The organism is Pseudomonas bharatica CSV86, from assembly GCF_000319305.2.
Lineage (GTDB): Bacteria > Pseudomonadota > Gammaproteobacteria > Pseudomonadales > Pseudomonadaceae > Aquipseudomonas > Aquipseudomonas bharatica.
In genome coordinates this window covers 1,990,723-2,012,182 of the sequence record NZ_AMWJ02000002.1, presented here as the reverse complement: position 1 = coordinate 2,012,182, position 21,460 = coordinate 1,990,723, and the positions used below count along the sequence as shown (strand labels likewise).

The following is a 21,460-nucleotide window of genomic DNA, read 5'->3' as shown; positions in this document are numbered from 1 at the left end:
TGTGGGAGCTGGCTTGCCAGCGATTGGTCCGTCCAGACACCATCGTTGCCCAGTTCTTGCAGCGGCCACGGTTTGCCTTAGAAACCGCGGCGCAGGCGGGCCTTGAGGTCGGTATGGAAAAACTCGGCATTGTTGCGATTGGTCTCGGCCGCATCCTTGCTGATGGCCCGGCGGAACGTCTGCTCGTCGTGGTAGGCGCTGACGAACAGGTCGATATGTTCGCGCCGCGTCAGGATCGGCCAGCGTTCCAGATAGCCGGGCAGGCTGCCTTCGCATTGGTAAAAGGCCAGCCGCCGATTCAACTGGGTGGCGCTGCCGAGGCTGAACGGGATCCACCACTCATCCGTACCGCCCTGGCCGAGGACCGTGATCATATGAGTGCAGGCATTGATGTTGGTGTTGAACAAGGTGCAGATGTCATCGGTGGTCTGCCGGGCCTGCGGGTCGAACAATTCGAGGCAGGTGTTGATGCCTTCGAGCTTGAGCCGTTCGTTGATCACGAACGCGTCGAGGCGATCCGGGTGGCGGTAGCTGATGAATACAGGCATCACGAGGCGTCCTTTCTGGTGAAAGCGGCGACGATCAGTGAATTCATTCAGCCCGGCAATAGACGGCTTGAAACAAAGAACCGTCCTACGTTTCCGTATGAACGGTCCTACAGATAAAGCCTACGAGTCGTTTGTTCGATCAGTACGTGTCCTGGGGCAGGCTGGCGATGATCGAGCGGTAACTGTTCATTCGCTGCTGCTGGATGCGCCCGTCTTCCAGGGCCTTGAGCAGGGCGCAGCCGGGTTCGCGGTCGTGCTTGCAGTCGCGGAAGCGGCAGGTGCCAAGCAGGTCGGCGAACTCGATGAAGCCTGCTTCGACATCGTCACGGCTGACGTGCACCAGGCCAAATTCACGGATGCCGGGGGAGTCGATCAATTCGCCACCACCGGGGAAGTGGTACAGGCGCGCGGTGGTAGTTGTGTGCTGGCCCTGGCCCGACCATTCCGAGAGCTCGCCCACCCGGGTTTGCACGTCCGGCAGCAAGCTGTTGACCAGGGACGACTTGCCGACCCCAGACTGGCCGACGAACACGCTGATATGACCATCGAGCATCGTCTGCAATTGCTGCATGCCGTTGCCGTGATGGGCCGAAACCTCCAGCAGCGGATAGCCCAACTGGCGATACACGGCCAGCAGGGCGTTGAGCGCCGGCGCATTCTGCTCATCGATCAGGTCGGCCTTGTTGAGCAGCAACAGGGGCCGAATGCCGGCATGCTCGGCGGCGACCAGGTAGCGGTCGATCAGGTTGGCGTGGGGTTCCGGCGCCGGAGCGAAGACGATAACGATCAGATCGACGTTGGCCGCCACCGGCTTGAGCTGGCCGCGGCTATCGGGGCGGCACAGCTCGGTGCTGCGCGGCAGTTGCGCGACGATCACCCCGATACCCTGGTTGCCGGCGCGCCAGACCACGCGATCGCCGGTTACCAGCGCTGGCAGGTTGGCGCGCAGGTGGCAGCGGAAGACCTGGCCGGCCTCCGCGCCGTCGTCGGCCTCGACCTCCACCTGCACACCGAAGTGGGCGATCACCAGCCCCGTCTGTTCAGGCCCTAGATCCCCGCCTTCGAGCACCTCCAGGGCGCGCTCCTCACGTTTGGCCGCGCGGGCGGCACGTTCTTCCTGGATTTTTTCGATGCGCCAATTCTGGCGACGGTTGAGCTGGCGTTTGGCCATGAAGGTCTCGTCGATTTAAAGCGGGGATGTTGAAACGGCGTCGAGTTTAGCACGCTCCACTAGGCTAAACTGCGCAGCTACCGAGGAGCCCGACTTATGCAAAACCCACAGAACCTGATCTGGATCGACCTGGAAATGACCGGTCTTGACCCGGATCATGACGTCATCATCGAGATGGCGACCATCGTTACCGACAGTGATCTCAACACCCTGGCCGAAGGCCCGGTGATTGCCATCCACCACAGCGACGAAGTCCTGGCCCGCATGGACGACTGGAATACCCGGACCCACGGCGCTTCCGGCCTGACCCAGCGCGTGCGCGAGAGCACGATCGACATGGCCGAGGCCGAGGCCCGGACCATCGCCTTCCTCGAACAATGGGTGCCGAAGGGCAAGTCGCCAATCTGCGGCAACAGCATCTGCCAGGACCGGCGCTTCCTGTATCGCCATATGCGCGGGCTGGAAAACTACTTCCACTACCGCAACCTGGATGTCTCGACCCTGAAGGAGCTGGCTGGCCGCTGGGCGCCGGAAGTGAAGGACGGCTTCAAGAAGGGCAGCACCCACCTGGCGCTGGATGATATTCGCGAGTCGATTGCGGAGCTGCAGCACTACCGCAAGCACTTCATCAAGTTCTGAGTAGTGGCATCCGGCCTCATCGCTGGCAAGCCCACAGTGTCTGTGGGAGCTGGCTTGCCAGCGATGAGGCCATCAGCAACAACAGAAGTCTTGTGCCCTCTTTTGGTGCCAGCAGCAACTGGTTAGACTTCGCGCCTTTCTGCCAGGACCCGCACCATGCTGCTGATGCTCTACCTCATTGCGATCACCGCCGAAGCCATGACCGGCGCGCTGTCCGCCGGCCGCCGCGGTATGGACTGGTTCGGGGTGGTGCTGATTGCCTGCGTTACCGCGCTGGGCGGTGGTTCGGTTCGCGATGTGTTGCTGGGCCACTATCCGCTGACGTGGGTCAAGCATCCGGAATACCTGGTGCTGACCAGCGTCGCCGCGTTGCTGACCATCTTCATCGCGCCGCTGATGCGCCATCTGCGTTCGCTGTTCCTGGTACTCGACGCCCTGGGCCTGGTGGCGTTCACCCTGATCGGTTGCATGACCGCCCTGGAGCTGGGGCACGGCATGCTGGTGGCGTCCATCAGTGGCGTGGTCACCGGGGTATTCGGCGGCATCCTGCGCGACATTTTCTGCAACGACATCCCTCTGGTGTTCCGCCGTGAGCTATACGCCAGCGTTTCCTTCGCTGCCGCCTGGTGCTACATGGGCTGCATCTGGCTGAAACTGCCCGCCGAACAATCGATCCTGATTACCCTTTTCGGCGGCTTCCTCCTGCGCCTGCTGGCGATCCGCTTCCACTGGGAAATGCCCAAGTTCCACTACAACGACGAGCATTGACGCTCGGCATGCTGCCTGAGCGCCCATTCCACGTGCTCGCGGACCAGCTCCGAGGGATGCTCGCGGCGTGCATTCAGGGCTTCCAGCACCGGTATGGTCGAGGGTGCATTGCCCAGGCCCACCGCCAGGTTGCGTAGCCAGCGCTCGTAGCCGGCGCGCCTGAGCGGCGAGCCCTCGGTACTGGCGAGGAAGCGTTCCTCATCCCACATGAACAGCTCGGCCAGGCCGGCGTTGTCCAGGCCGTGGCGCGGCTTGAAGTCGTTTTCCACGGTGTCCTTGGCGAAGCGGTTCCAGGGGCAAACGATCTGGCAGTCATCGCAACCGAATACACGGTTGCCGATCATCGACCGCAGTTCTTCGGGGATGGCGTTTTTCAGCTCGATGGTCAGGTAGGAAATGCAGCGCCGCGCATCCAGCACGTAGGGGCCGACGAAGGCGTTGGTCGGGCAGATGTCCAGGCAGGCGCTGCAACGTCCGCAGTGCTCGGTGGCCTGGGCTTCGTCCACCGGCAGCGGGAGGTCGACGAACAGCTCGGCGAGGAAGAAGTAACTGCCTGCCTTGCGGTTGAGCAGCAGGGTGTTCTTGCCGATCCAGCCCAGGCCGGCCTGCTCGGCGATGGCCTTTTCCAGTACCGGCGCGCTGTCGACGAAGGCACGGAAACCGAACGGGCCGATTGCCGTCTGGATGCGCTCGGCCAGTTGCTGCACGCGCTTGCGCACCAGCTTGTGGTAGTCGCGGCCCAGGGCGTAGCGGGAAATGTAGGCCCGTTCCGGCTGGGCCAGGCGCTGGGCCATCTGCGTGTCGCCGGGCAGGTAGTCCATGCGTAGCGAGACTACCCGCACGGTGCCGGGTACCAGTTCGTCGGGATGGGAGCGCTTGCTGCCGTGGGCGCCCATGTAGTCCATCTCGCCGTGATAACCGGCCGCCAGCCAGCGCTCGAGGTGCTGTTCGTGCTCGGCCAGGTCCACGCTGGCGATGCCGACGTGGGCGAAGCCCAGTTCACGCCCCCAATCCTTGATCGAACGGGCGAGGGCGGGGAGGTCAAGGAAGGAGACAGACATGCGAAATAGGGCAATAAAAGGACAGGTGCGTATAATTCTGCCAGACATCGGAGCCCTACGACGCATGCCTCAGACCAAACACCCCCGCACGAGCCGCTTGTACTGACGCGAGACGTCCTGGCGTGCCTGCCTGCGCGCCCTTTCAATGCCCACAAGGGGCAATTCGGCCATGTTCTGCTGATTGGCGGTGATCGCGGCACCGGTGGCGCCGTGCTGCTGGGCGCCGAAGCGGCGTTGCGCTGCGGTGCCGGGCTGGTTTCCGTGGCCAGCCGTCCTGAACACGTGCCGGCCGCCCTGGCCCGTTTGCCCGAAGTCATGAGCCTCGGCGTGCATTCCGCGAACCAGTTGATGGCACCGATCGAGCGCGCTTCGGTACTGGTGGTCGGCCCCGGGCTCGGCCAGGCGGCCTGGGGGCGGAGCCTGCTGTCGGCAGCAGCCAGTTCGAGCCTGCCGCAGATCTGGGATGCCGATGCCCTGAACCTGCTGGCCTCGTCGCCGATGGCCCTGGTTCGCGGAAGCATCATCACGCCGCATCCCGGCGAGGCCGCGCGCCTGCTGGGCATTTCCACCGAGGCGGTGCAGGCCGACCGCCCCGGCGCGGCGCGCAAGCTGGCGCGCAAATATGCGGCGGTGTGCGTGCTCAAGGGCGCCGGCACCCTGATCGCCGAGCCCCACGGCCAATTGGCCGTGTGCAAGCGCGGGCATCCGGCAATGGCAGGGGCGGGGCTGGGCGATGTGCTGAGCGGTGTGCTCGGCGCATTGCTGGCCCAGGAAATGAGCGCCTGGGATGCCGCCTGCCTCGGTGTCTGGTTGCACGCTTGCGCCGGGGAGCGCCTTGGCGACCAGGGGCGCGGGCTGGCGGCCCACGACCTGGTGCCATCTATTCGTCAGTTGTTGGAGGAGCATTCAGCGTGTCAGGCATAACCCTTTTTCTGGCCGATGAGCAGGCCATGGTCGACTTCGGCGCGCGTATCGCCCAGGTGACCCAAGGTCATGGCGTGATCTTTCTCGAAGGTCACCTCGGCGCAGGCAAGACCACCCTGTCCCGGGGCATCATTCGCGGCCTCGGACATACCGGTGCGGTGAAAAGTCCTACATTTACAGTTGTGGAACCCTACGAGATTGGCGAAGTCCGAGCTTTTCACTTCGACCTTTATCGTCTGGTCGATCCGGAAGAGCTGGAATTCATGGGGATTCGCGACTATTTCGAAGGCGACGCGCTGTGCCTGTTCGAGTGGCCTGGCAAGGGTGAGGGCATTTTGCCAAAGCCGGACCTGACCATTACCATAAGCCCCCAGGCGGGCGGCCGGTGCTTGAGCCTGTCGCCGCAAGGTGCTCGCGGTGAAGCCTGGTGTGCCGCTCTGGCCGTGGAATTCAAATAGAAATGGGGAAAGGTATGCGCTTTCGCGCACTGGTTGCCGTCGTAGGACTGCTGCTTACGGCAGTGACCGCCGAGGCGTTCGCGGCCTCGCAGGTCAAGAGCATGCGTCTGTGGCGGGCGCCGGATAACACCCGGCTGGTCTTCGACCTGTCCGGTCCGGTGGAACACAGCGTCTTCACCCTGACCGCGCCGGATCGCCTGGTCATCGATATCAACGGCGCCACCCTGGCCGCACCGCTGACCGCGTCCACTTCCAATACCCCATCACTTCCGTGCGTTCGGCCCAGCGCACGCCTACCGACCTGCGCGTGGTCATCGACCTGAACAAGGCGGTCACCCCGAAGAGCTTCACGCTCGCGCCCAATGCGCAGTATGGCAACCGCCTGGTGGTCGACCTGTACGACCAGGAAGCCGACGCCATTGCCGCGTCGGCGCCGGCAACGCCGCCGACACCAGCGGCCACCGCCGCTACACCGCCTGCGGTGCCGGTCACCCCGGCGCAGCCTGCGATCAAGCTGCCGCCCGTGCCGAACGGCAAGCGCGATATCGTCATCGCCATCGACGCCGGTCACGGCGGTGAAGACCCGGGTGCCTCGGGCTCCCGCGGCCAGCACGAAAAAGACATCGTGCTGCAGATCGCCAAGGAACTGCAGCGCCAGATCAATACCGAGAAGGGCTTCCGCGCCGAACTGACCCGCACCGGCGACTACTTCATCCCGTTGCGCAAGCGCACCGAGATCGCCCGCAAGAAGGGCGCCGACCTGTTCATCTCGATCCATGCCGATGCGGCACCATCCAAGGCCGCCTTCGGTGCGTCGGTATTCGCCCTGTCCGATCGCGGCGCAACGTCCGAGACCGCGCGCTGGCTGGCGGACAGCGAGAACCGCTCCGACCTGATCGGTGGTGCCGGCAACGTCAGCCTCGACGACAAGGACCGCATGCTCGCAGGCGTGCTTCTCGACCTGTCGATGACCGCGTCCCTCAGCTCCAGCCTGAACGTGGGGCAGAAGGTACTGGGCAATATCGGCCGGGTGACCTCGCTGCACAAGCGCCGGGTCGAGCAGGCCGGATTCATGGTGCTGAAGTCGCCGGATATCCCGTCGATCCTGGTGGAAACCGGCTTCATTTCCAACGCCGCCGAAGCAGCCAAGCTGGCCACGCCGAGCCACCAGCAGTCGCTGGCGCGCTCGATCCACAGCGGTGTGAAGCAGTTCTTCCAGCAGAACCCGCCGCCAGGCACCTACATCGCCTGGTTGCGTGACAACGGCAAGATCGCCCAGGGGCCGCGCGAGCACACGGTACGTCCGGGCGAGACCCTGGCGATGATCGCCGTGCGCTACCAGGTCAGCGTCGCCAGCCTGCGCAGCAGCAACAGCCTCAAGAGCGATGAGCTGAAGGTCGGCCAGAACCTCGACATTCCCGCCACTACCCTGGCGGGCCAGCCATGAGTTCCGCTTCGCGAATAGAACTGCTCAGCCCGCGCCTTGCCAACCAGATCGCCGCGGGCGAGGTGGTCGAGCGGCCGGCTTCGGTGATCAAGGAACTGCTGGAAAACAGCCTCGACTCCGGCGCCCGGCGCATCGATGTCGAGGTGGAGCAGGGCGGCGTCAAGCTGCTCAAGGTACGCGACGACGGCAGCGGTATCGCCTCCGACGACCTGCCGCTGGCACTGGCGCGTCACGCCACCAGCAAGATCCGTGATCTCGAGGACCTGGAGCGGGTGATGAGCCTTGGCTTCCGTGGCGAGGCCCTGGCGTCGATCAGTTCCGTGGCGCGCCTGACCCTGACGTCGCGCACCCGCGACGCCCAGCAGGCCTGGCAGGTGGAAACCGAAGGCCGCGACATGGCGCCCCGGGTGCAGCCTGCGGCCCATCCGGTAGGCACGTCGGTGGAAGTGCGCGACCTGTTCTTCAATACGCCGGCGCGACGCAAGTTCCTCAAGACCGAGAAGACCGAATTCGACCATCTTCAGGAAGTGATCCGGCGCCTGGCGCTGGCGCGCTTCGATGTCGGGTTCCACCTGCGTCATAACGGCAAGAGCATTCTCAGCCTGCACGAGGCGCCGGACGAATTGTCCCGGGCGCGGCGTGTCGGGGCGATCTGCGGGCCGGGGTTCCTGGAGCAGGCGCTGCCGATCGAGATCGAACGCAATGGCCTGCGCCTGTGGGGCTGGGTCGGGTTGCCGACCTTTTCGCGCAGCCAGGCGGACCTGCAATATTTCTTCGTGAACGGCCGCGCGGTACGCGACAAGCTGGTCGCCCACGCGGTGCGCCAGGCGTACCGCGATGTGCTGTTCAATGGTCGGCACCCGACCTTCGTGCTGTTCCTCGAACTCGATCCGACCGGCGTCGATGTCAACGTTCATCCGACCAAGCATGAGGTGCGCTTCCGCGACGGACGCATGGTCCATGACTTCCTCTACGGCACGCTGCACCGGGCATTGGCCGATGTGCGGCCGGACGACCAGGTGGCGGCACCGGCGGCGACCGAGGAGATCATCCGGGCTACCGGCTTGCAGGCCGGGGAGTTCGGGCCACAGGGCGAGATGCGGCTTTCCGCTGCCGTGCTGGAGCAGCCGCTCGCGGCGCCCTCGGCGAGCCCTGCCGGCAGCGGTTACCAATACAACTACACGCCGCGGCCGACTGCCAGCGTGCCGGTCGAAGAGGCGCGCGAGGTCTATCGCGAGTTCTATTCGCCGCTGGCCAACGCGCAACCGGCGCCGCTGCCGGAAAGCGAGCGCGACATTCCCCGCTGGGCTACGCCCTGGCGCAACTGAAAGGCATCTATATCCTGGCCGAAAACGCCCATGGCCTGGTGCTGGTGGACATGCACGCGGCCCATGAGCGGATCATGTACGAGCGCCTGAAGATCGCCATGGCCAGCGAAGGCCTGAGCGGCCAGCCGCTGCTGGTGCCGGAGTCCCTGGCCCTGAGCCAGCGCGAGGCGGATTGCGCCGAAGAGCATGCGCAGTGGTTCCAGCGCCTGGGCTTCGAACTGCAGCGCCTGGGCCCGGAAAGCCTGGCGATCCGGCAGATCCCGGCGCTGCTCAAGCAGGCCGAGGCCAATCGCCTGGTGCAGGACGTTCTCGCCGACCTGATGGAATATGGCACCAGCGACCGGATCCAGGCGCACTTGAACGAGTTGCTTGGCACCATGGCCTGCCACGGCGCGGTGCGGGCCAACCGGCGCCTGGCCATCCCGGAAATGAACGGCCTGCTGCGCGACATGGAAAACACCGAGCGCAGCGGCCAATGCAACCATGGTCGCCCGACCTGGACCCAGATGGGCCTGGACGACCTCGACAAACTGTTCCTGCGCGGTCGTTGAAAGCATGGCGTTGTCGAAACCTCCTGCGATATTCCTGATGGGCCCGACCGCGGCGGGCAAGACCGACCTGGCCATCGAACTGACCAAGGTGCTGCCCTGCGAACTGATCAGCGTCGACTCGGCGTTGATCTATCGCGGCATGGATATCGGCACGGCCAAGCCGTCGAAGGACATTCTCGCGGCCCATCCCCATCGTCTGATCGACATCCTCGACCCGGCAGAAAGCTATTCCGCTGCGGATTTCCGCCGCGATGCCCTCGACGCCATGGCCGATATCACCGCGAGGGGCAAGATTCCGCTGCTGGTGGGCGGCACCATGCTTTATTACAAGGCCCTGCTGGAAGGCCTGGCGGATATGCCGGCGGCCGACCCGCAGGTGCGCGCCGACCTGGAAGCCCAGGCGCAGCGGCAGGGCTGGCAGGCGCTGCATGACGAACTGGCAGCGGTTGATCCGGTCTCGGCGGCGCGTATCCATCCGAATGATCCGCAGCGCCTGATCCGTGCGCTCGAAGTGTATCGGGTGAGCGGTTCAACGATGACGTCACATCGTTTGCGTCAAGCTGAGCAAAGTAATAGCACTGACCCTTCTGGGCAGGGGCAATTGCCCTATACTGTCGCCAGCCTGGCCATCGCCCCGCAGGACCGACAGGTTCTGCATGAGCGAATTGCAGCAAGATTCACGCAAATGCTGGAACAGGGCTTCATTGACGAGGTCCGATTGCTGCGTGCGAGAAGTGACTTGCACGCGGGACTGCCGTCTATACGGGCAGTTGGTTATCGCCAGGTCTGGGATCACCTTGATGGCAAGCTGACTTCAGTTGAAATGCAGGAGCGCGGCATCATTGCCACCCGCCAGTTGGCGAAGCGGCAATTTACCTGGTTGCGCAGTTGGGCCGACCTTCATTGGTTGGACAGCCTGGCTTGCGACAATCTGTCTCGCACCTTGAAATACCTCGGGAGCGCCTCCATATTGGGCTGAATCCCGCAAATTGCCGTCTATCCTTGGGGGGGGCGGCTTGAGCCATCAGTTTTCTTGTTTTTTTACTATTGATCCTTACAGGAGTGCGGCATATGTCAAAAGGGCATTCGCTACAAGACCCTTACTTGAATACTTTGAGAAAGGAAAAAGTCGGGGTTTCGATCTATCTGGTCAACGGCATCAAGCTGCAAGGCACCATCGAGTCCTTCGACCAATTCGTTATCCTGCTGAAGAACACCGTCAGCCAGATGGTGTACAAACACGCAATCTCGACCGTCGTTCCGGTCCGTCCGATTCGTCTGCCTAGCGCAGCTGATGCCGATCACGGCGACGCTGAGCCAGGTAACGCCTGATAGGAGCCTGCTTTGTTCTTTGAGCGCCACGGTGGTGGTGAACGGGCCGTTCTCGTTCATCTGGAAGGTCAGAGCCCTGAGGCGCGCGAAGACCCGCAGGAGTTCCAGGAGCTGGCCTTGTCGGCCGGCGCCGATATCGTTGCGCTTGCCAATGTGGCGCGACACCAGCCAACTGCCAAGTTCCTGATCGGCAGCGGCAAGGTCGAGGAACTGCGCGACCTGGTCAAGGCCGAAGAGGCCGACCTGGTCATCTTCAACCACACCCTTACGCCCAGCCAGGAACGTAACCTCGAGCGTGTCTTCGAGTGTCGCGTGCTGGACCGTACCGGGCTGATCCTCGACATTTTCGCCCAGCGTGCCCGTACCCACGAAGGCAAGCTGCAGGTCGAGCTGGCGCAGCTCGAACACATGAGCACGCGCCTGGTTCGCGGCTGGACCCACCTTGAACGGCAGAAAGGCGGTATCGGTCTGCGCGGTCCGGGTGAAACCCAGCTGGAAACCGACCGCCGCCTGCTGCGGGTGCGCCTGCGCCAGATCAAGGCGCGCCTGGAGAAGGTGCGCAGCCAGCGCGAACAGGCGCGGCGCGGGCGCAAGCGGGCCGACGTACCTTCGGTTTCACTGGTGGGCTATACCAACGCCGGCAAATCGACCCTGTTCAATGCCCTGACCTCGTCCGAGGTCTATGCCGCCGACCAGCTCTTCGCCACCCTCGACCCGACCTTGCGCCGTCTCGAACTGGGCGACATCGGGCCGATCGTGCTGGCGGACACCGTGGGCTTCATTCGTCACCTGCCGCACAAGCTGGTCGAGGCTTTTCGGGCTACGCTCGAAGAGTCGAGCAACTCCGACCTGCTGCTGCATGTGATCGATGCCCACGAGCCCGAACGCATGGCGCAGATCGAGCAGGTGATGGCGGTGCTCGGCGAGATCGGTGCCGAAGGCTTGCCGATCCTCGAGGTGTATAACAAACTCGACCTGCTTGAAGGCATTGAGCCACATATCCAGCGCAATGCCGACGGCAAGCCTGAAAGGGTGTGGGTCTCGGCCCGCGAGGGTCGCGGTCTGGAGTTGGTGGGGCAGGCGATTGCCGAATTGCTGGGGGATGACCTGTTCATCGGCACCCTTCGCCTGGAACAGCGCTACGCGCGTTTGCGTGCGCAATTCTTTGCGGCGGGGGCCGTGCAGAACGAAGAACACGACGAGGAGGGCAGCAGCCTGTTGGCCGTGCGTTTGCCGCGGGCCGACTTCAACCGCCTGGTGACGCGCGAAGGGCTGGAGCCGGTCGAGTTCATCGAACAACATACTTTGCAATAAATGCCTGGCGACGCGGTCAGGCAGCCGTCACAGGCATTCTGTAGCATTGGACGGCGCGCCGTTTGGCGCGTCTTTGCTTTATCAGATGGAGAGCGCTATGGCTTGGAATGAGCCGGGTGGCAACTCGAACAATCAGGATCCCTGGGGTGGGCGTCGCGGCGGTAGTGGTGGCGGCGGCGGCGACAAGAAAGGCCCTCCGGATCTCGACGAGGCCTTCCGCAAGCTGCAGGACAGCCTGAACGGCATGTTTGGCAGCGGCAAGAAACGTGGTGGTGGCGACAGCCTTCCCAAAGGTGGCGGCTTCGGCCTGCTCGGCGTCGGCCTTGCCGTACTGGCGGCCATCTGGCTGTACAGCGCGGTCTACGTCGTGGACGAGCAGGAGCAGGCGGTGGTGCTGCGCTTCGGCAAGTACTACGAAACCGTAGGGCCGGGCCTGAACATCTACTTCCCGCCGATGGACCGCAAGTACATGGAAAACGTCACGCGCGAGCGTGCGTACACCAAGCAGGGCCAGATGCTGACCGAGGACGAGAACATCGTCGAGGTGCCGCTGACCGTGCAGTACAAGATCAGCAACCTGCAGGACTTCGTCCTGAACGTCGACCAGCCTGAAGTCAGCCTGCAGCACGCGACCGACAGCGCCCTGCGTCACGTGGTCGGCTCGACCGCGATGGACAAGGTGCTGACCGAAGGCCGCGAGCAGATGGCCGTGGAGATCAAGGAGCGTCTGCAACGTTTCCTTGACACTTACCGTACCGGCATCACCGTCACCCAGGTCAACGTGCAGAGCGCGGCAGCCCCGCGTGAAGTGCAGGAAGCCTTCGACGACGTGATCCGTGCCCGTGAAGACGAGCAGCGTGCCCGCAACCAGGCCGAGTCCTACGCCAATGGCGTGGTGCCGGAAGCCCGTGGTCAGGCGCAGCGCATCATCGAGGACGCCAACGGCTACCGCGATGAAGTCATCTCCCGTGCCAAGGGTGAGGCCGACCGCTTCACCAAGCTGGTCGCCGAGTACCGCAAGGCACCGGAGGTCACCCGCGAGCGTCTGTACCTGGAGACCATGCAAGAGGTCTACAGCAACACCAGCAAGGTGCTCGTCACCGGCAAGGACGGGCAGAACAACCTGCTCTACCTGCCGCTGGACAAGATGGTCGGTGGTAGCCGCAGTGCCAGTGCGCCGGTAAGCAGCGCGCCTGCGACTTCGGTCAACGACGCCGCCCGTGCCGTGGACCTGCAACAGCAACAGCAAGTGCGCACCAGGGAGAGCCGCTGATGAGCAATAAATCGCTGATCGCCCTGATTGTCGGCGTGGTCCTGGCCATCGTGGCCTGGAACAGCTTCTACATCGTGGCCCAGACCGAACGCGCGGTGCTCCTGCGCTTCGGCAAGGTGGTCCAGGCGGATGTCCAGCCCGGCCTGCAACTGAAGATCCCGTACGTCAACCAGGTGCGCAAGTTCGACGCCCGTCTGATGACCCTCGACGCTCCGACCCAGCGGTTCCTGACCCTGGAGAAGAAAGCGGTGATGGTCGATGCCTACGCCAAATGGCGGGTCAAGGACGCCGAGCGCTTCTACACCGCGACCTCCGGCATGAAGCAGATCGCCGACGAGCGCCTGTCCCGTCGTCTGGAAAGCGGCCTGCGCGACCAGTTCGGCAAGCGCACCCTGCATGAAGTGGTTTCCGGTGAGCGCGATGCGCTGATGGCCGATATCACCGCTTCCCTGAACCGCATGGCGGAGAAGGAGCTGGGCATCGAGGTGGTGGACGTTCGCGTCAAGGCCATCGACCTGCCGAAGGAAGTGAACCGCAGTGTGTTCGAACGGATGAGCACCGAGCGTGAGCGTGAAGCCCGCGAGCACCGCGCCAAGGGTAACGAGCTGGCCGAAGGCATCCGTGCCGACGCCGATCGTCAGCGCCGGGTACTGCTGGCGGAAGCCTATCGCGAGTCGGAAGAGACCCGCGGTGACGGTGATGCCCAGGCGGCGGCGATCTACGCCAAGGCCTACGGCCAGGACCAGGAGTTCTACGCGTTCTACCGTAGCCTGAATGCCTACCGCGAGAGCTTCAGCAGCAAGGACGATGTTCTGGTCCTCGACCCGAGCAGCGAGTTCTTCCGCTTCATGAACAAAGCGAAACCTTGAAGTCGAATCACCCCGCTGGGCGGCTAATGCGTCGGGCGGGGTGATTTCTGCAAGACAACGGGTGTATGATGCGGCAGCCGGGAAATTCCCGGCTTTTTTGCGTCTGCGAGATCGAATGCCAGAACAGGCCCGCGATCCGGGGCGCGACCAATGATTCACGAGGGTCTCGGCACTGCGGCAACGCTGGAATCGGCGCTGCGCGCGTGATTTGCCGGAACCTGCTTCACTCACGGCCGCGCCCGCGGGCTGGCCGCCCGGACCACAGGGGAAATGGCGTAATGGCAACGGTAGACCGCTGGCTGCTGCCAGATGGCATCGAAGAAGTACTGCCACCTGAAGCGACGCGCATCGAGATCGCGCGTCGTCAGGTGTTGGATCTGTTCCAGAGCTGGGGTTACGAGTTTGTCGTGACTCCCCATATCGAGTACCTGGAATCGCTGCTCACCGGTGCCGGTCAGGACCTGGACCTGCGGACCTTCAAGGTGGTCGATCCACAATCCGGCCGGCAGATGGGCTTCCGTGCCGACATCACGCCGCAGGTCGCGCGCATCGATGCGCATACCCTGCGCCGCGAAGGCCCGAGCCGCCTGTGCTACGCCGGCAGCGTCCTGCACGCTCAGCCACGGGCCCTGTCGACCTCGCGCAGCCCGATCCAGCTCGGTGCCGAGCTGTACGGCGACGCCAGCCCGGTCAGCGACGTGGAAGTGATCAGCCTGATGCTGGCCATGCTGCAACTGGCCGATGTTCCGGATGTGCACATGGACCTCGGCCATGTCGGTATCTACCGCGGCCTGGCCCGTGCCGCCGGCCTGTCCGGCGCGGTCGAGCAACAGCTGTTCGATGCCCTGCAACGCAAGGCCATCGACGAAGTCATCGCCCTGACCGCCAACCTGCCGGCCGACCTGGCCGGCATGCTCCGCGCCCTGGCCGAGCTGTGCGGCGGCCGCGAAGTGCTGGAGGCCGCCCGCGTGCGCCTGGGCCGTGCCCCTGCCGCGGTGCTGGCAGCGCTGGATGACCTGATGAGCATCGCCGACCGGCTGACCGCGCGTTATCCGGATCTGCCGTTGTATTTCGACCTGGGCGAGCTGCGCGGCTACCACTACCACACCGGTGTGGTGTTCGCCGCGTTCGTCCCGGGTGTCGGCCAGTCGATCGCCCAGGGCGGTCGCTACGACGATATCGGAGCTGACTTCGGCCGGGCACGTCCGGCCACCGGTTTCTCCACGGATTTGAAGACCCTGGTAACACTGGGGCGGGCAGAGGTCGTGTTGCCCACTGGCGGGATCTGGATGCCCGACAGTGTGGATGCGGCTCTGTGGCAGTTGGTCTGCCAGTTGCGCAGTGACGGTCAGCGGGTTGTGCAGGCATTGCCTGGCCAGCCGCTGGCTGCCGCCATCGAGGCGGACTGCGACCGGCAATTGATTCTGCAAAACGGGCTCTGGCAGGTTCTGCCACTGGCCATCTGAGATTAGCCGCCGGCCCTCTCGCCGGCGCCAAGTTTGCGCGAATGAGGACAAGTGTTATGGGTAAGAATGTCGTAGTCCTGGGCACCCAATGGGGTGATGAGGGCAAAGGCAAGATCGTCGATCTGCTGACCGAACATGCCGCCGCCGTAGTGCGCTACCAGGGTGGCCACAACGCAGGTCACACCTTGGTGATCGACGGTGAGAAAACCGTGCTGCACCTGATTCCTTCGGGCGTCCTGCGCGAAGGCGTGCAGTGCCTGATCGGCAACGGCGTGGTCGTCGCTCCCGACGCCCTGCTGCGTGAAATCACCAAGCTGGAAGAAAAAGGCGTCCCGGTTCGCGATCGCCTGCGTATCAGCCCGGCCTGCCCGCTGATCCTGTCCTACCACGTGGCTCTCGACCAGGCACGCGAGAAGGCCCGTGGCGAGCAGAAGATCGGCACCACCGGTCGTGGCATCGGCCCGGCCTACGAAGACAAGGTGGCCCGTCGTGGCCTGCGTGTCGGCGACCTGTTCCACCGCGAGCGTTTCGCCGCCAAGCTGGGCGAGCTGCTGGACTACCACAACTTCCAGCTGGTCAATTACTACAAGGAGCCGGCCATCGACTTCCAGGAAACCCTGGACCAGTGCATGGCCTACGCCGAGCAACTGAAGCCGATGATGCTCGACGTCACCGCCGAACTGCATGCCCTGCGCCGCGCCGGCAAGGACATCATGTTCGAAGGCGCCCAAGGCTCGCTGCTGGACATCGACCACGGTACCTACCCGTACGTCACCAGCTCCAATACCACCGCTGGCGGCATCGCCACCGGTTCCGGCGTTGGCCCGATGTACATCGACTACATCCTCGGCATCACCAAGGCCTACACCACCCGCGTCGGTTCCGGCCCGTTCCCGACCGAACTGTTCGATGACGTCGGTGCCTACCTGGCCAAGCGCGGCCACGAGTTCGGTGCCACTACCGGCCGTGCCCGTCGTTGCGGCTGGTTCGACGCCGTCATCCTGCGTCGCGCCATCGACGTCAACAGCATCTCGGGCCTGTGCCTGACCAAGCTGGACGTGCTGGACGGCCTGGAAACCATCCGCATCTGCGTGGGCTACAAGAACGAAAACGGTGCCGTCATCGACGCCCCGACCGACGCCGACAGCTACATCGGCCTGGAGCCGGTGTACGAAGAAATGCCGGGCTGGAGCGAATCGACCGTGGGCGCCAAGACCCTGGACGAGCTGCCAGCCAACGCCCGTGCCTACATCAAGCGTGTGGAAGAGCTGGTCGGTGCGCCGATCGACATCATCTCGACCGGTCCTGACCGCAACGAGACTATTGTCCTGCGTCATCCTTTCGCCTGATTTAGCCTTGCGATAAAGCCAAAGGCCCCTTTTTAGGGGCCTTTGGCGTTTTTGACCCTCTGCTGCGGCACAAGCCTTGCTGTGAAATTGCCTTCAGGATTGCCATCACTGTAATGGCTCCAAATAGCAGAGGGATTTATTGTGTCTGCCGTTATCTCATTGTTACGAAGCCGCCTCTTGCGGCCTGTCTTTGTGGCGCTTGGTATCGCTCTTTTGGTGCAGGTGGTCGTCGCTGTGGTGTTGACCCGCAGCACGGTTACGGCACTGGAGGCCGATCTGGGCGATCGCCTGGGCGCCGACAGCCAGAAACTGGCAACGGAACTCGACCAGGCGGCCAAGGAGGTCAGCTCGGGGCTGAGCAGCCTTTCCGAAAGTACCCGCCAGCGTCTTACCGCCGGTTTATCGTCGCGCCTGGAGGAAGAGCAGGCGCAACTGCGCGCCACCCTGGAGAAGAACCTGCGCGACTCGGCCAACGACATGGCCGAACTGCTCGCCTCGGTGGCACCCCGGGCCATCTGGGACGTGGACGTGCCGACCCTGTCGGAGTTCGCCCGTCGTGCCCAGCGCAATCCCAACGTGCTTTTCGTCGTCTATGACGACGCACAGGGCGAGCACCTTACGCGCTACCTGAACCGCCAGAACCCGATCAACCAGGCCCTGCTCGACAAGGGTAAGGGCGAGCGCGCCCTCGACAAGGTGCTGGATGCCGCGCGCAACGACCCGTCGGTGTACTTCGTCGAGGCCTCGATCAACCCCAATGGCGCCGAGATCGGCAAAGTCCTGATGGGGATCTCCACCGCCTCGGTGGACGCCGAACTGCAAGCCCTGGACAAGCGCTTCTCCGCCCTGATCGCCAGCGGCGACCAGCTGGTGGCCGACAGCCTGACCAGCGCCGCTGCCGACAGCACCAAGGCCCTGCAAAGCCGCCTGCAGACCGCCCAGGGCAGCGCCCTGCAAATGAAGGCCAATACCTCGCAAAGCGTGCAGGATGCCGCAACCACCCTGCGCTGGCGCATCGGTGCGGGCCTGGCGCTGGTCGGTTGCGGTGTGCTGCTGGTGGTAGCGATCGTTCTGGGTCGGCGCGTGGTCAACAAGCTGCGCCTGCTGATCGCCGCGCTCGATGACCTGGCTGCCGGCGACGGCGATCTGACCAAGCGCGTAGCCATCGACAGCCGCGACGAGATCGGCGACATGGCCGCGGCGGTCAACCGCTTCGTCGACAAGTTGCAACCTATTGTTCGCGAGGCCGGCGAAGTGGCGCAGCGCACCGGTGTGGAGATCAGCAGCATGGCCCAGCGCAGCGCCGGCGCCGACTCTGCTGCCGCATTGCAGCGTGACGAGGTGGCGGAAAGCCTGCGTGCCCTGTCGAGCATGGCCGATGAGGCCCAGGCGGAAAGCCGTGCCATGCAGGAGGCCTTGCAGCAGGTAGTGGATATCCGCCAGGCCACCGACGAGAACAGCCGCAGCTCGGCCCAGGTCGCCACGTTGATCGAGGCGCTGGCCGGCCAGGTGGATACCGGCTCCAAGGTGATCGAGCGCCTGGCCGAGCAGAGCGAGCAGATCGAAGTGGTGCTGACCGTGATCCATGGCATCGCCGAGCAGACCAACCTGCTGGCGCTCAACGCGGCGATCGAGGCGGCGCGGGCCGGGGAAACCGGGCGCGGCTTTGCCGTGGTAGCCGACGAAGTGCGGGCACTGGCGAGCAAGACGCAAAGCTCGACGGGCGATATCCAGGCCCATATCGGCGCGCTGCAGCAAGGCGCCAAGGAAGCCGTGGCGGCGATCAGCCAGGCCGGGCGCCAGGCCAGCGAAGGTTTGCTGGTGCTGCGCGACAACGCCCGTCTGCAACAGTCGGTGCAGGCCTCGGTAGAGCAGGTGCATGCGGCCATCGGCCTGGCCACCCGCGCTGCCGAGCAACAGGCCCAGGGCGCGCAGGCGGTAAGGGGAAGGGTGGAAAACATCCATGCCCAGGCCGAACGCGCTGCCCAGGTGGTCATGCAGACCACCGCCAGCAGCAAGGTGCTCGATGAACTGGCGGCCCAGCTCAAGGCCAGCCTGGGCCAGTTCCGCGCCTGATCAGGCGCGGTTCAGGTACATCCGGGTGGTCAGCAGGTACACCGGCAAACCGGACACCAGGATCAGCAGCGCCGCATAGGGCGCCGCCGCGGCGAACTCGACGTTGGCGGTATGCGCCCACACCTCGGTGGCCAGGGTGGTCATGCCGGTTGGGCTGAGCAGCAGGGTCGCGGTGAGTTCCTTCATGGCGTCGAGGAACACCAGGGCGAAGGCGGCGGCCAGGGCCGGGAAGATGATCGGCAGTGTGATCCGGCAAAACGCCATGAACGGCGTCGCGCCGAGTGTGCGTGCCGCCTCTTCCAGCTGTGGTGCGGCCTTGGTCAACGCCGTGCGCACCGGCGCCTGGGCCAGCGGCAGGAACAGCAAGGCATAGGCCAGCAGCAACAGCCCTGTAGTCTGGTACAGCGCCGGCACATAGTGCAGGGCGAAATACACCAGGGTCAGGGCAATCACCAGCCCCGGCAGGGCGTGCAACAGGTACGGCAGGCGCTCGGCCCAGATCGCCAGTCGGCCCTTGTAGCGCACCACCAGGAAGCTGACCGGCAGGGCCAGCAGCAGGCTCACGCCGGCACCACCCAAGGAGATCGACAGCGACGACAGCAGCGCGCGGCTGATGTCCGCCACCGGGAAGGCCGCCGACGAACCCACGCTCAACCAGTAGGCCAGCATCCCCAGTGGAATGCCGCTGCCGAGGATCGCCAGGCCCAGGCAATAAGCCTGGCCCAGCGGCATCCAGCCGCGCAGGCGGATCGGCGCACCGCGCCGGGCCACGCCCTGGCCGATCCGCACATGCCGCGCCTTGCCGCGCACCCGCAGTTCCAGCCACAACATCAGCAGGCACATCAGCAGCAGCGCGGCGGACAGCATTGCCGCATTGGCATTGCTGAACTCCAGCTCGAATTGCTGGTAGATCGCCGTGGTGAAGGTCTGCAGGTTGAGGATCGACAGGGCGCCGAACTCCACCAGCATGTGCAGGGCGATCAGCAGGCAGCCGCCAAGGATCGACGGCCACAGCAGCGGCAGGGTGACCCGGCGGAACACCTCCCGGCGGTTGCAGCCCATGGTCCGTGCCGACTCTTCCAGCGAGGTGTCGAGGTTGCGCAGGGTCGCTGCCACCGGCAGGAACACCAGGGGATACTTGGACAGGCTCATCACCAGGATCGCGCCCCACAGCCCTTCGAATTTCGGGCTCAGGGACACCCAAGTAAAGCCACTGACGAAGGACGGCACGGCGAACGGCAGGCACAACACCACGCCCCACAGGCGCCGCCCGGGCAGGTCGCTGCGTTCCAGCAGCCAGGCCAGGGACAGGCCGACCACCGCACAGGTGACGGTCACCCCGACCATCAGCAGCAAGGTATTGCGCATCAGGCCCCAGACGAAGGGCCGCCAGATCAGGCGCAGGGCCTCGTGCCAGCCGGCTTCCCAGGTCTTCATCGCTACGTACAGCAGCGGCAGCAGGCTCAGCCCCACCAGCAGCAGGACCGGCAGCACCACCCACACCGACGGGCGCTTGCGCCGCGGCACGAAGCCGCTGTTCAGCTCCACGGGAAGCGCGGCGCTCATCAGAGCAGGCCGACTTCGCGTTCGAGTTCCAGCGCTTCCTCGGCATTACCCAGGTCGGCCGGGGTGATCTTCGGCGGACGCAGGTCTTCGAACGGCTTCAGGCCCTGGTCGGAGACCATGCCCTTGTGCAGCGGGTACTCGGCGGTGGTCTGGGTGATGACGCGCTGGCCTTCTTCACTGGCCATCCAGGCGAGCAGGGCCTGGGCTTCCTTCGGATGCTTGCTGGCCTTGACCGCGGCGGCGCCGGAAATGGTCATCAGGCCACCGACATCGCCGTCCGCCAGGTAATACAGTTTGGAATCCAGCTGGCCGCGCTCCTTCTTCAGCGCATACCAGTAGTAGTTGTTGACCAGCACCGCAGCCACTTCACCGTTTTCCACTGCCTTCAGGGCGACCATGTTGTTGGTGTAGGTCTTGCCGAAGGCCTTGAGGCCGGTCAGCCATTCCTCGGCGGCTTCGCGGCCGTGCATTTTCAGGATGGCCACGGCCTGCTCCTGGAAGGCACCGCTGGTTGGCACGAAGCCGATCTTGCCGTCCCACTCCGGATCGGCGAAGTCCATCACCGATTGCGGCAGGTCCTTCTCGTCGATTTCCTTGGGATTGAAGGCCACGACCCGGGTGCGTGCGGTTACGCCCATCCAGGTACCGTTGGCGGCGACGAATTCCTTGGGCAGGACGTCCAGGGTCGATTGATCGATGGTTGCCAGCAGGCCCAGCTCGCCGAGGTTGTTCAGCGGCGGGGATTCCTCGGTGTAGATCACATCGGCTGGAGAACGCTCGCCTTCCTCGATGATCTGGCTGGCCAGCTGGTTGCTGCTGCCCTTGCGGATTTTGATATGGATGCCGGTCTTGGCCTCGTAGGCCTTGGCGATGGCTTCGCCGATTTCCTTGTGCTGGCCGTTGTAGAGCGTCAGGGTCACCGGATCAGCGGCCATCGCGGCGGGTGCGGCGAGCACCAGGCCGAGAAGGGAAACGGCCAGGCCGCGCAAAATCGGGTTACTGCGAATCGTCATGCGGGTCAATCCTCGCTTGCGGCTACATATTTGGAAACAATGGTAAACGAAATCGTTTCTCAAGTGGCTGCATGGCGGGAATTTCATGAGCTGACTATCGGATTTCCGCTTTATCGAAAGCACACTGCTGGCCCTTGTGGGAGCTGGCTTGCCAGCGATTTGGCCAGGTCTGCCAACCTCATAGCCCTGGCCGGCCTCATCGCTGGCAAGCCAGCTCCCACAATGTCCACGTCAGGCTTGGTTTCAGTGGTTGGCTGAAATTCTGTAGAGGCAATCCAAGGTGATATAGGCGTGCCCAATACCCTGT

General features: G+C 64.3%; 16 protein-coding genes and 4 pseudogenes. 15 read left to right on the top strand and 5 right to left on the bottom strand.

Translation table 11 applies throughout. From position 1 onward, the window contains the following. Positions 1-77: 77 nt before the first annotated feature. Both CSV86_RS23060 and rsgA read right to left on the bottom strand, forming a co-directional pair. Entirely contained in the window at positions 78-548 is a 471-nt protein-coding gene (locus CSV86_RS23060) for a toll/interleukin-1 receptor domain-containing protein (protein ID WP_009399539.1), read from the bottom strand. 139 nt (positions 549-687) lie between these two features. Then, positions 688-1,719 (bottom strand): small ribosomal subunit biogenesis GTPase RsgA, encoded by a 1,032-nt coding sequence (gene rsgA, locus CSV86_RS23055; RefSeq protein ID WP_009399540.1) that lies wholly within the window; start codon positions 1,717-1,719, stop codon positions 688-690. A gap of 96 nt (positions 1,720-1,815) precedes the next feature. On the opposite strand from rsgA, the gene orn reads away from it, so the two are divergent. Then, positions 1,816-2,358 carry an oligoribonuclease gene (gene orn / locus CSV86_RS23050; protein ID WP_009399541.1) on the top strand — a complete coding sequence of 181 codons (543 nt, stop codon included), beginning with the start codon at positions 1,816-1,818 and terminating at the stop codon, positions 2,356-2,358. A 156-nt stretch (positions 2,359-2,514) separates the two neighbouring features. Further along, complete coding sequence (locus CSV86_RS23045) at positions 2,515-3,126, top strand: trimeric intracellular cation channel family protein (protein ID WP_009399542.1); 612 nt, start codon at positions 2,515-2,517, stop codon at positions 3,124-3,126. Here CSV86_RS23045 and queG read toward each other — a convergent pair. Further along, complete coding sequence (queG, locus tag CSV86_RS23040) at positions 3,108-4,187, bottom strand: tRNA epoxyqueuosine(34) reductase QueG (protein ID WP_009399543.1); 1,080 nt, start codon at positions 4,185-4,187, stop codon at positions 3,108-3,110. The genes CSV86_RS23045 and queG overlap by 19 nt on opposite strands. Before the next feature lie 64 nt (positions 4,188-4,251). Between queG and CSV86_RS23035 the strand changes: the two are divergent. The 13 genes and pseudogenes from CSV86_RS23035 (at position 4,252) to CSV86_RS33850 (ending at position 18,574) form a co-directional block, all read left to right on the top strand. Then, positions 4,252-5,111 (top strand): annotated as a pseudogene (locus CSV86_RS23035) (NAD(P)H-hydrate dehydratase). Then, positions 5,099-5,569 (top strand): tRNA (adenosine(37)-N6)-threonylcarbamoyltransferase complex ATPase subunit type 1 TsaE, encoded by a 471-nt coding sequence (gene tsaE / locus CSV86_RS23030; RefSeq protein ID WP_009399545.1) that lies wholly within the window; start codon positions 5,099-5,101, stop codon positions 5,567-5,569. The pseudogene CSV86_RS23035 and the gene tsaE overlap by 13 nt, the downstream one beginning before the upstream one ends. A 2-nt stretch (positions 5,570-5,571) precedes the next feature. Continuing rightward, positions 5,572-7,016: pseudogene (locus tag CSV86_RS23025) on the top strand (N-acetylmuramoyl-L-alanine amidase). Continuing rightward, positions 7,013-8,895 (top strand): annotated as a pseudogene (gene mutL / locus CSV86_RS23020) (DNA mismatch repair endonuclease MutL). The pseudogenes CSV86_RS23025 and mutL overlap by 4 nt, the downstream one beginning before the upstream one ends. A 4-nt stretch (positions 8,896-8,899) precedes the next feature. Then, positions 8,900-9,874 carry a tRNA (adenosine(37)-N6)-dimethylallyltransferase MiaA gene (miaA, locus tag CSV86_RS23015; protein WP_037060280.1) on the top strand — a complete coding sequence of 325 codons (975 nt, stop codon included), beginning with the start codon at positions 8,900-8,902 and terminating at the stop codon, positions 9,872-9,874. A gap of 92 nt (positions 9,875-9,966) precedes the next feature. Then, on the top strand, positions 9,967-10,227 hold the full coding sequence (gene hfq, locus CSV86_RS23010; protein WP_009399549.1) for an RNA chaperone Hfq: 261 nt from the start codon (positions 9,967-9,969) through the stop codon (positions 10,225-10,227). 12 nt (positions 10,228-10,239) lie between these two features. After that, positions 10,240-11,541, top strand: coding sequence for a ribosome rescue GTPase HflX (gene hflX, locus CSV86_RS23005; RefSeq protein ID WP_009399550.1), 1,302 nt, complete (start codon positions 10,240-10,242; stop codon positions 11,539-11,541). Positions 11,542-11,638: 97 nt separating this feature from the next. Next, positions 11,639-12,814, top strand: a complete 1,176-nt coding sequence (gene hflK / locus CSV86_RS23000; RefSeq protein WP_009399551.1) for an FtsH protease activity modulator HflK — start codon at positions 11,639-11,641, stop codon at positions 12,812-12,814. Then, positions 12,814-13,683, top strand: a complete 870-nt coding sequence (hflC, locus tag CSV86_RS22995; RefSeq protein ID WP_009399552.1) for a protease modulator HflC — start codon at positions 12,814-12,816, stop codon at positions 13,681-13,683. The genes hflK and hflC overlap by 1 nt, the downstream gene beginning before the upstream one ends. Before the next feature lie 278 nt (positions 13,684-13,961). After that, the gene (locus tag CSV86_RS22990) at positions 13,962-15,149 is read left to right on the top strand and encodes an ATP phosphoribosyltransferase regulatory subunit (protein WP_009399553.1); all 1,188 of its coding nucleotides are present in this window, start codon (positions 13,962-13,964) and stop codon (positions 15,147-15,149) included. Positions 15,150-15,205: 56 nt separating this feature from the next. Further along, entirely contained in the window at positions 15,206-16,498 is a 1,293-nt protein-coding gene (locus CSV86_RS22985) for an adenylosuccinate synthase (protein WP_009399554.1), read from the top strand. 477 nt (positions 16,499-16,975) lie between these two features. After that, positions 16,976-17,668, top strand: a pseudogene (locus CSV86_RS33855) (methyl-accepting chemotaxis protein); the annotation flags it as partial. Positions 17,669-17,689: 21 nt separating this feature from the next. Further along, complete coding sequence (locus tag CSV86_RS33850) at positions 17,690-18,574, top strand: methyl-accepting chemotaxis protein (RefSeq protein WP_446532481.1); 885 nt, start codon at positions 17,690-17,692, stop codon at positions 18,572-18,574. On the opposite strand, the gene CSV86_RS22975 is transcribed toward CSV86_RS33850, so the two are convergent. Next, entirely contained in the window at positions 18,575-20,140 is a 1,566-nt protein-coding gene (locus CSV86_RS22975) for an ABC transporter permease (protein WP_009399556.1), read from the bottom strand. After that, a complete protein-coding gene (locus tag CSV86_RS22970; protein ID WP_009399557.1) occupies positions 20,140-21,153 on the bottom strand; it encodes an extracellular solute-binding protein in 1,014 nt (337 codons plus the stop codon). The genes CSV86_RS22975 and CSV86_RS22970 overlap by 1 nt, the downstream gene beginning before the upstream one ends. Positions 21,154-21,460: the final 307 nt, after the last annotated feature.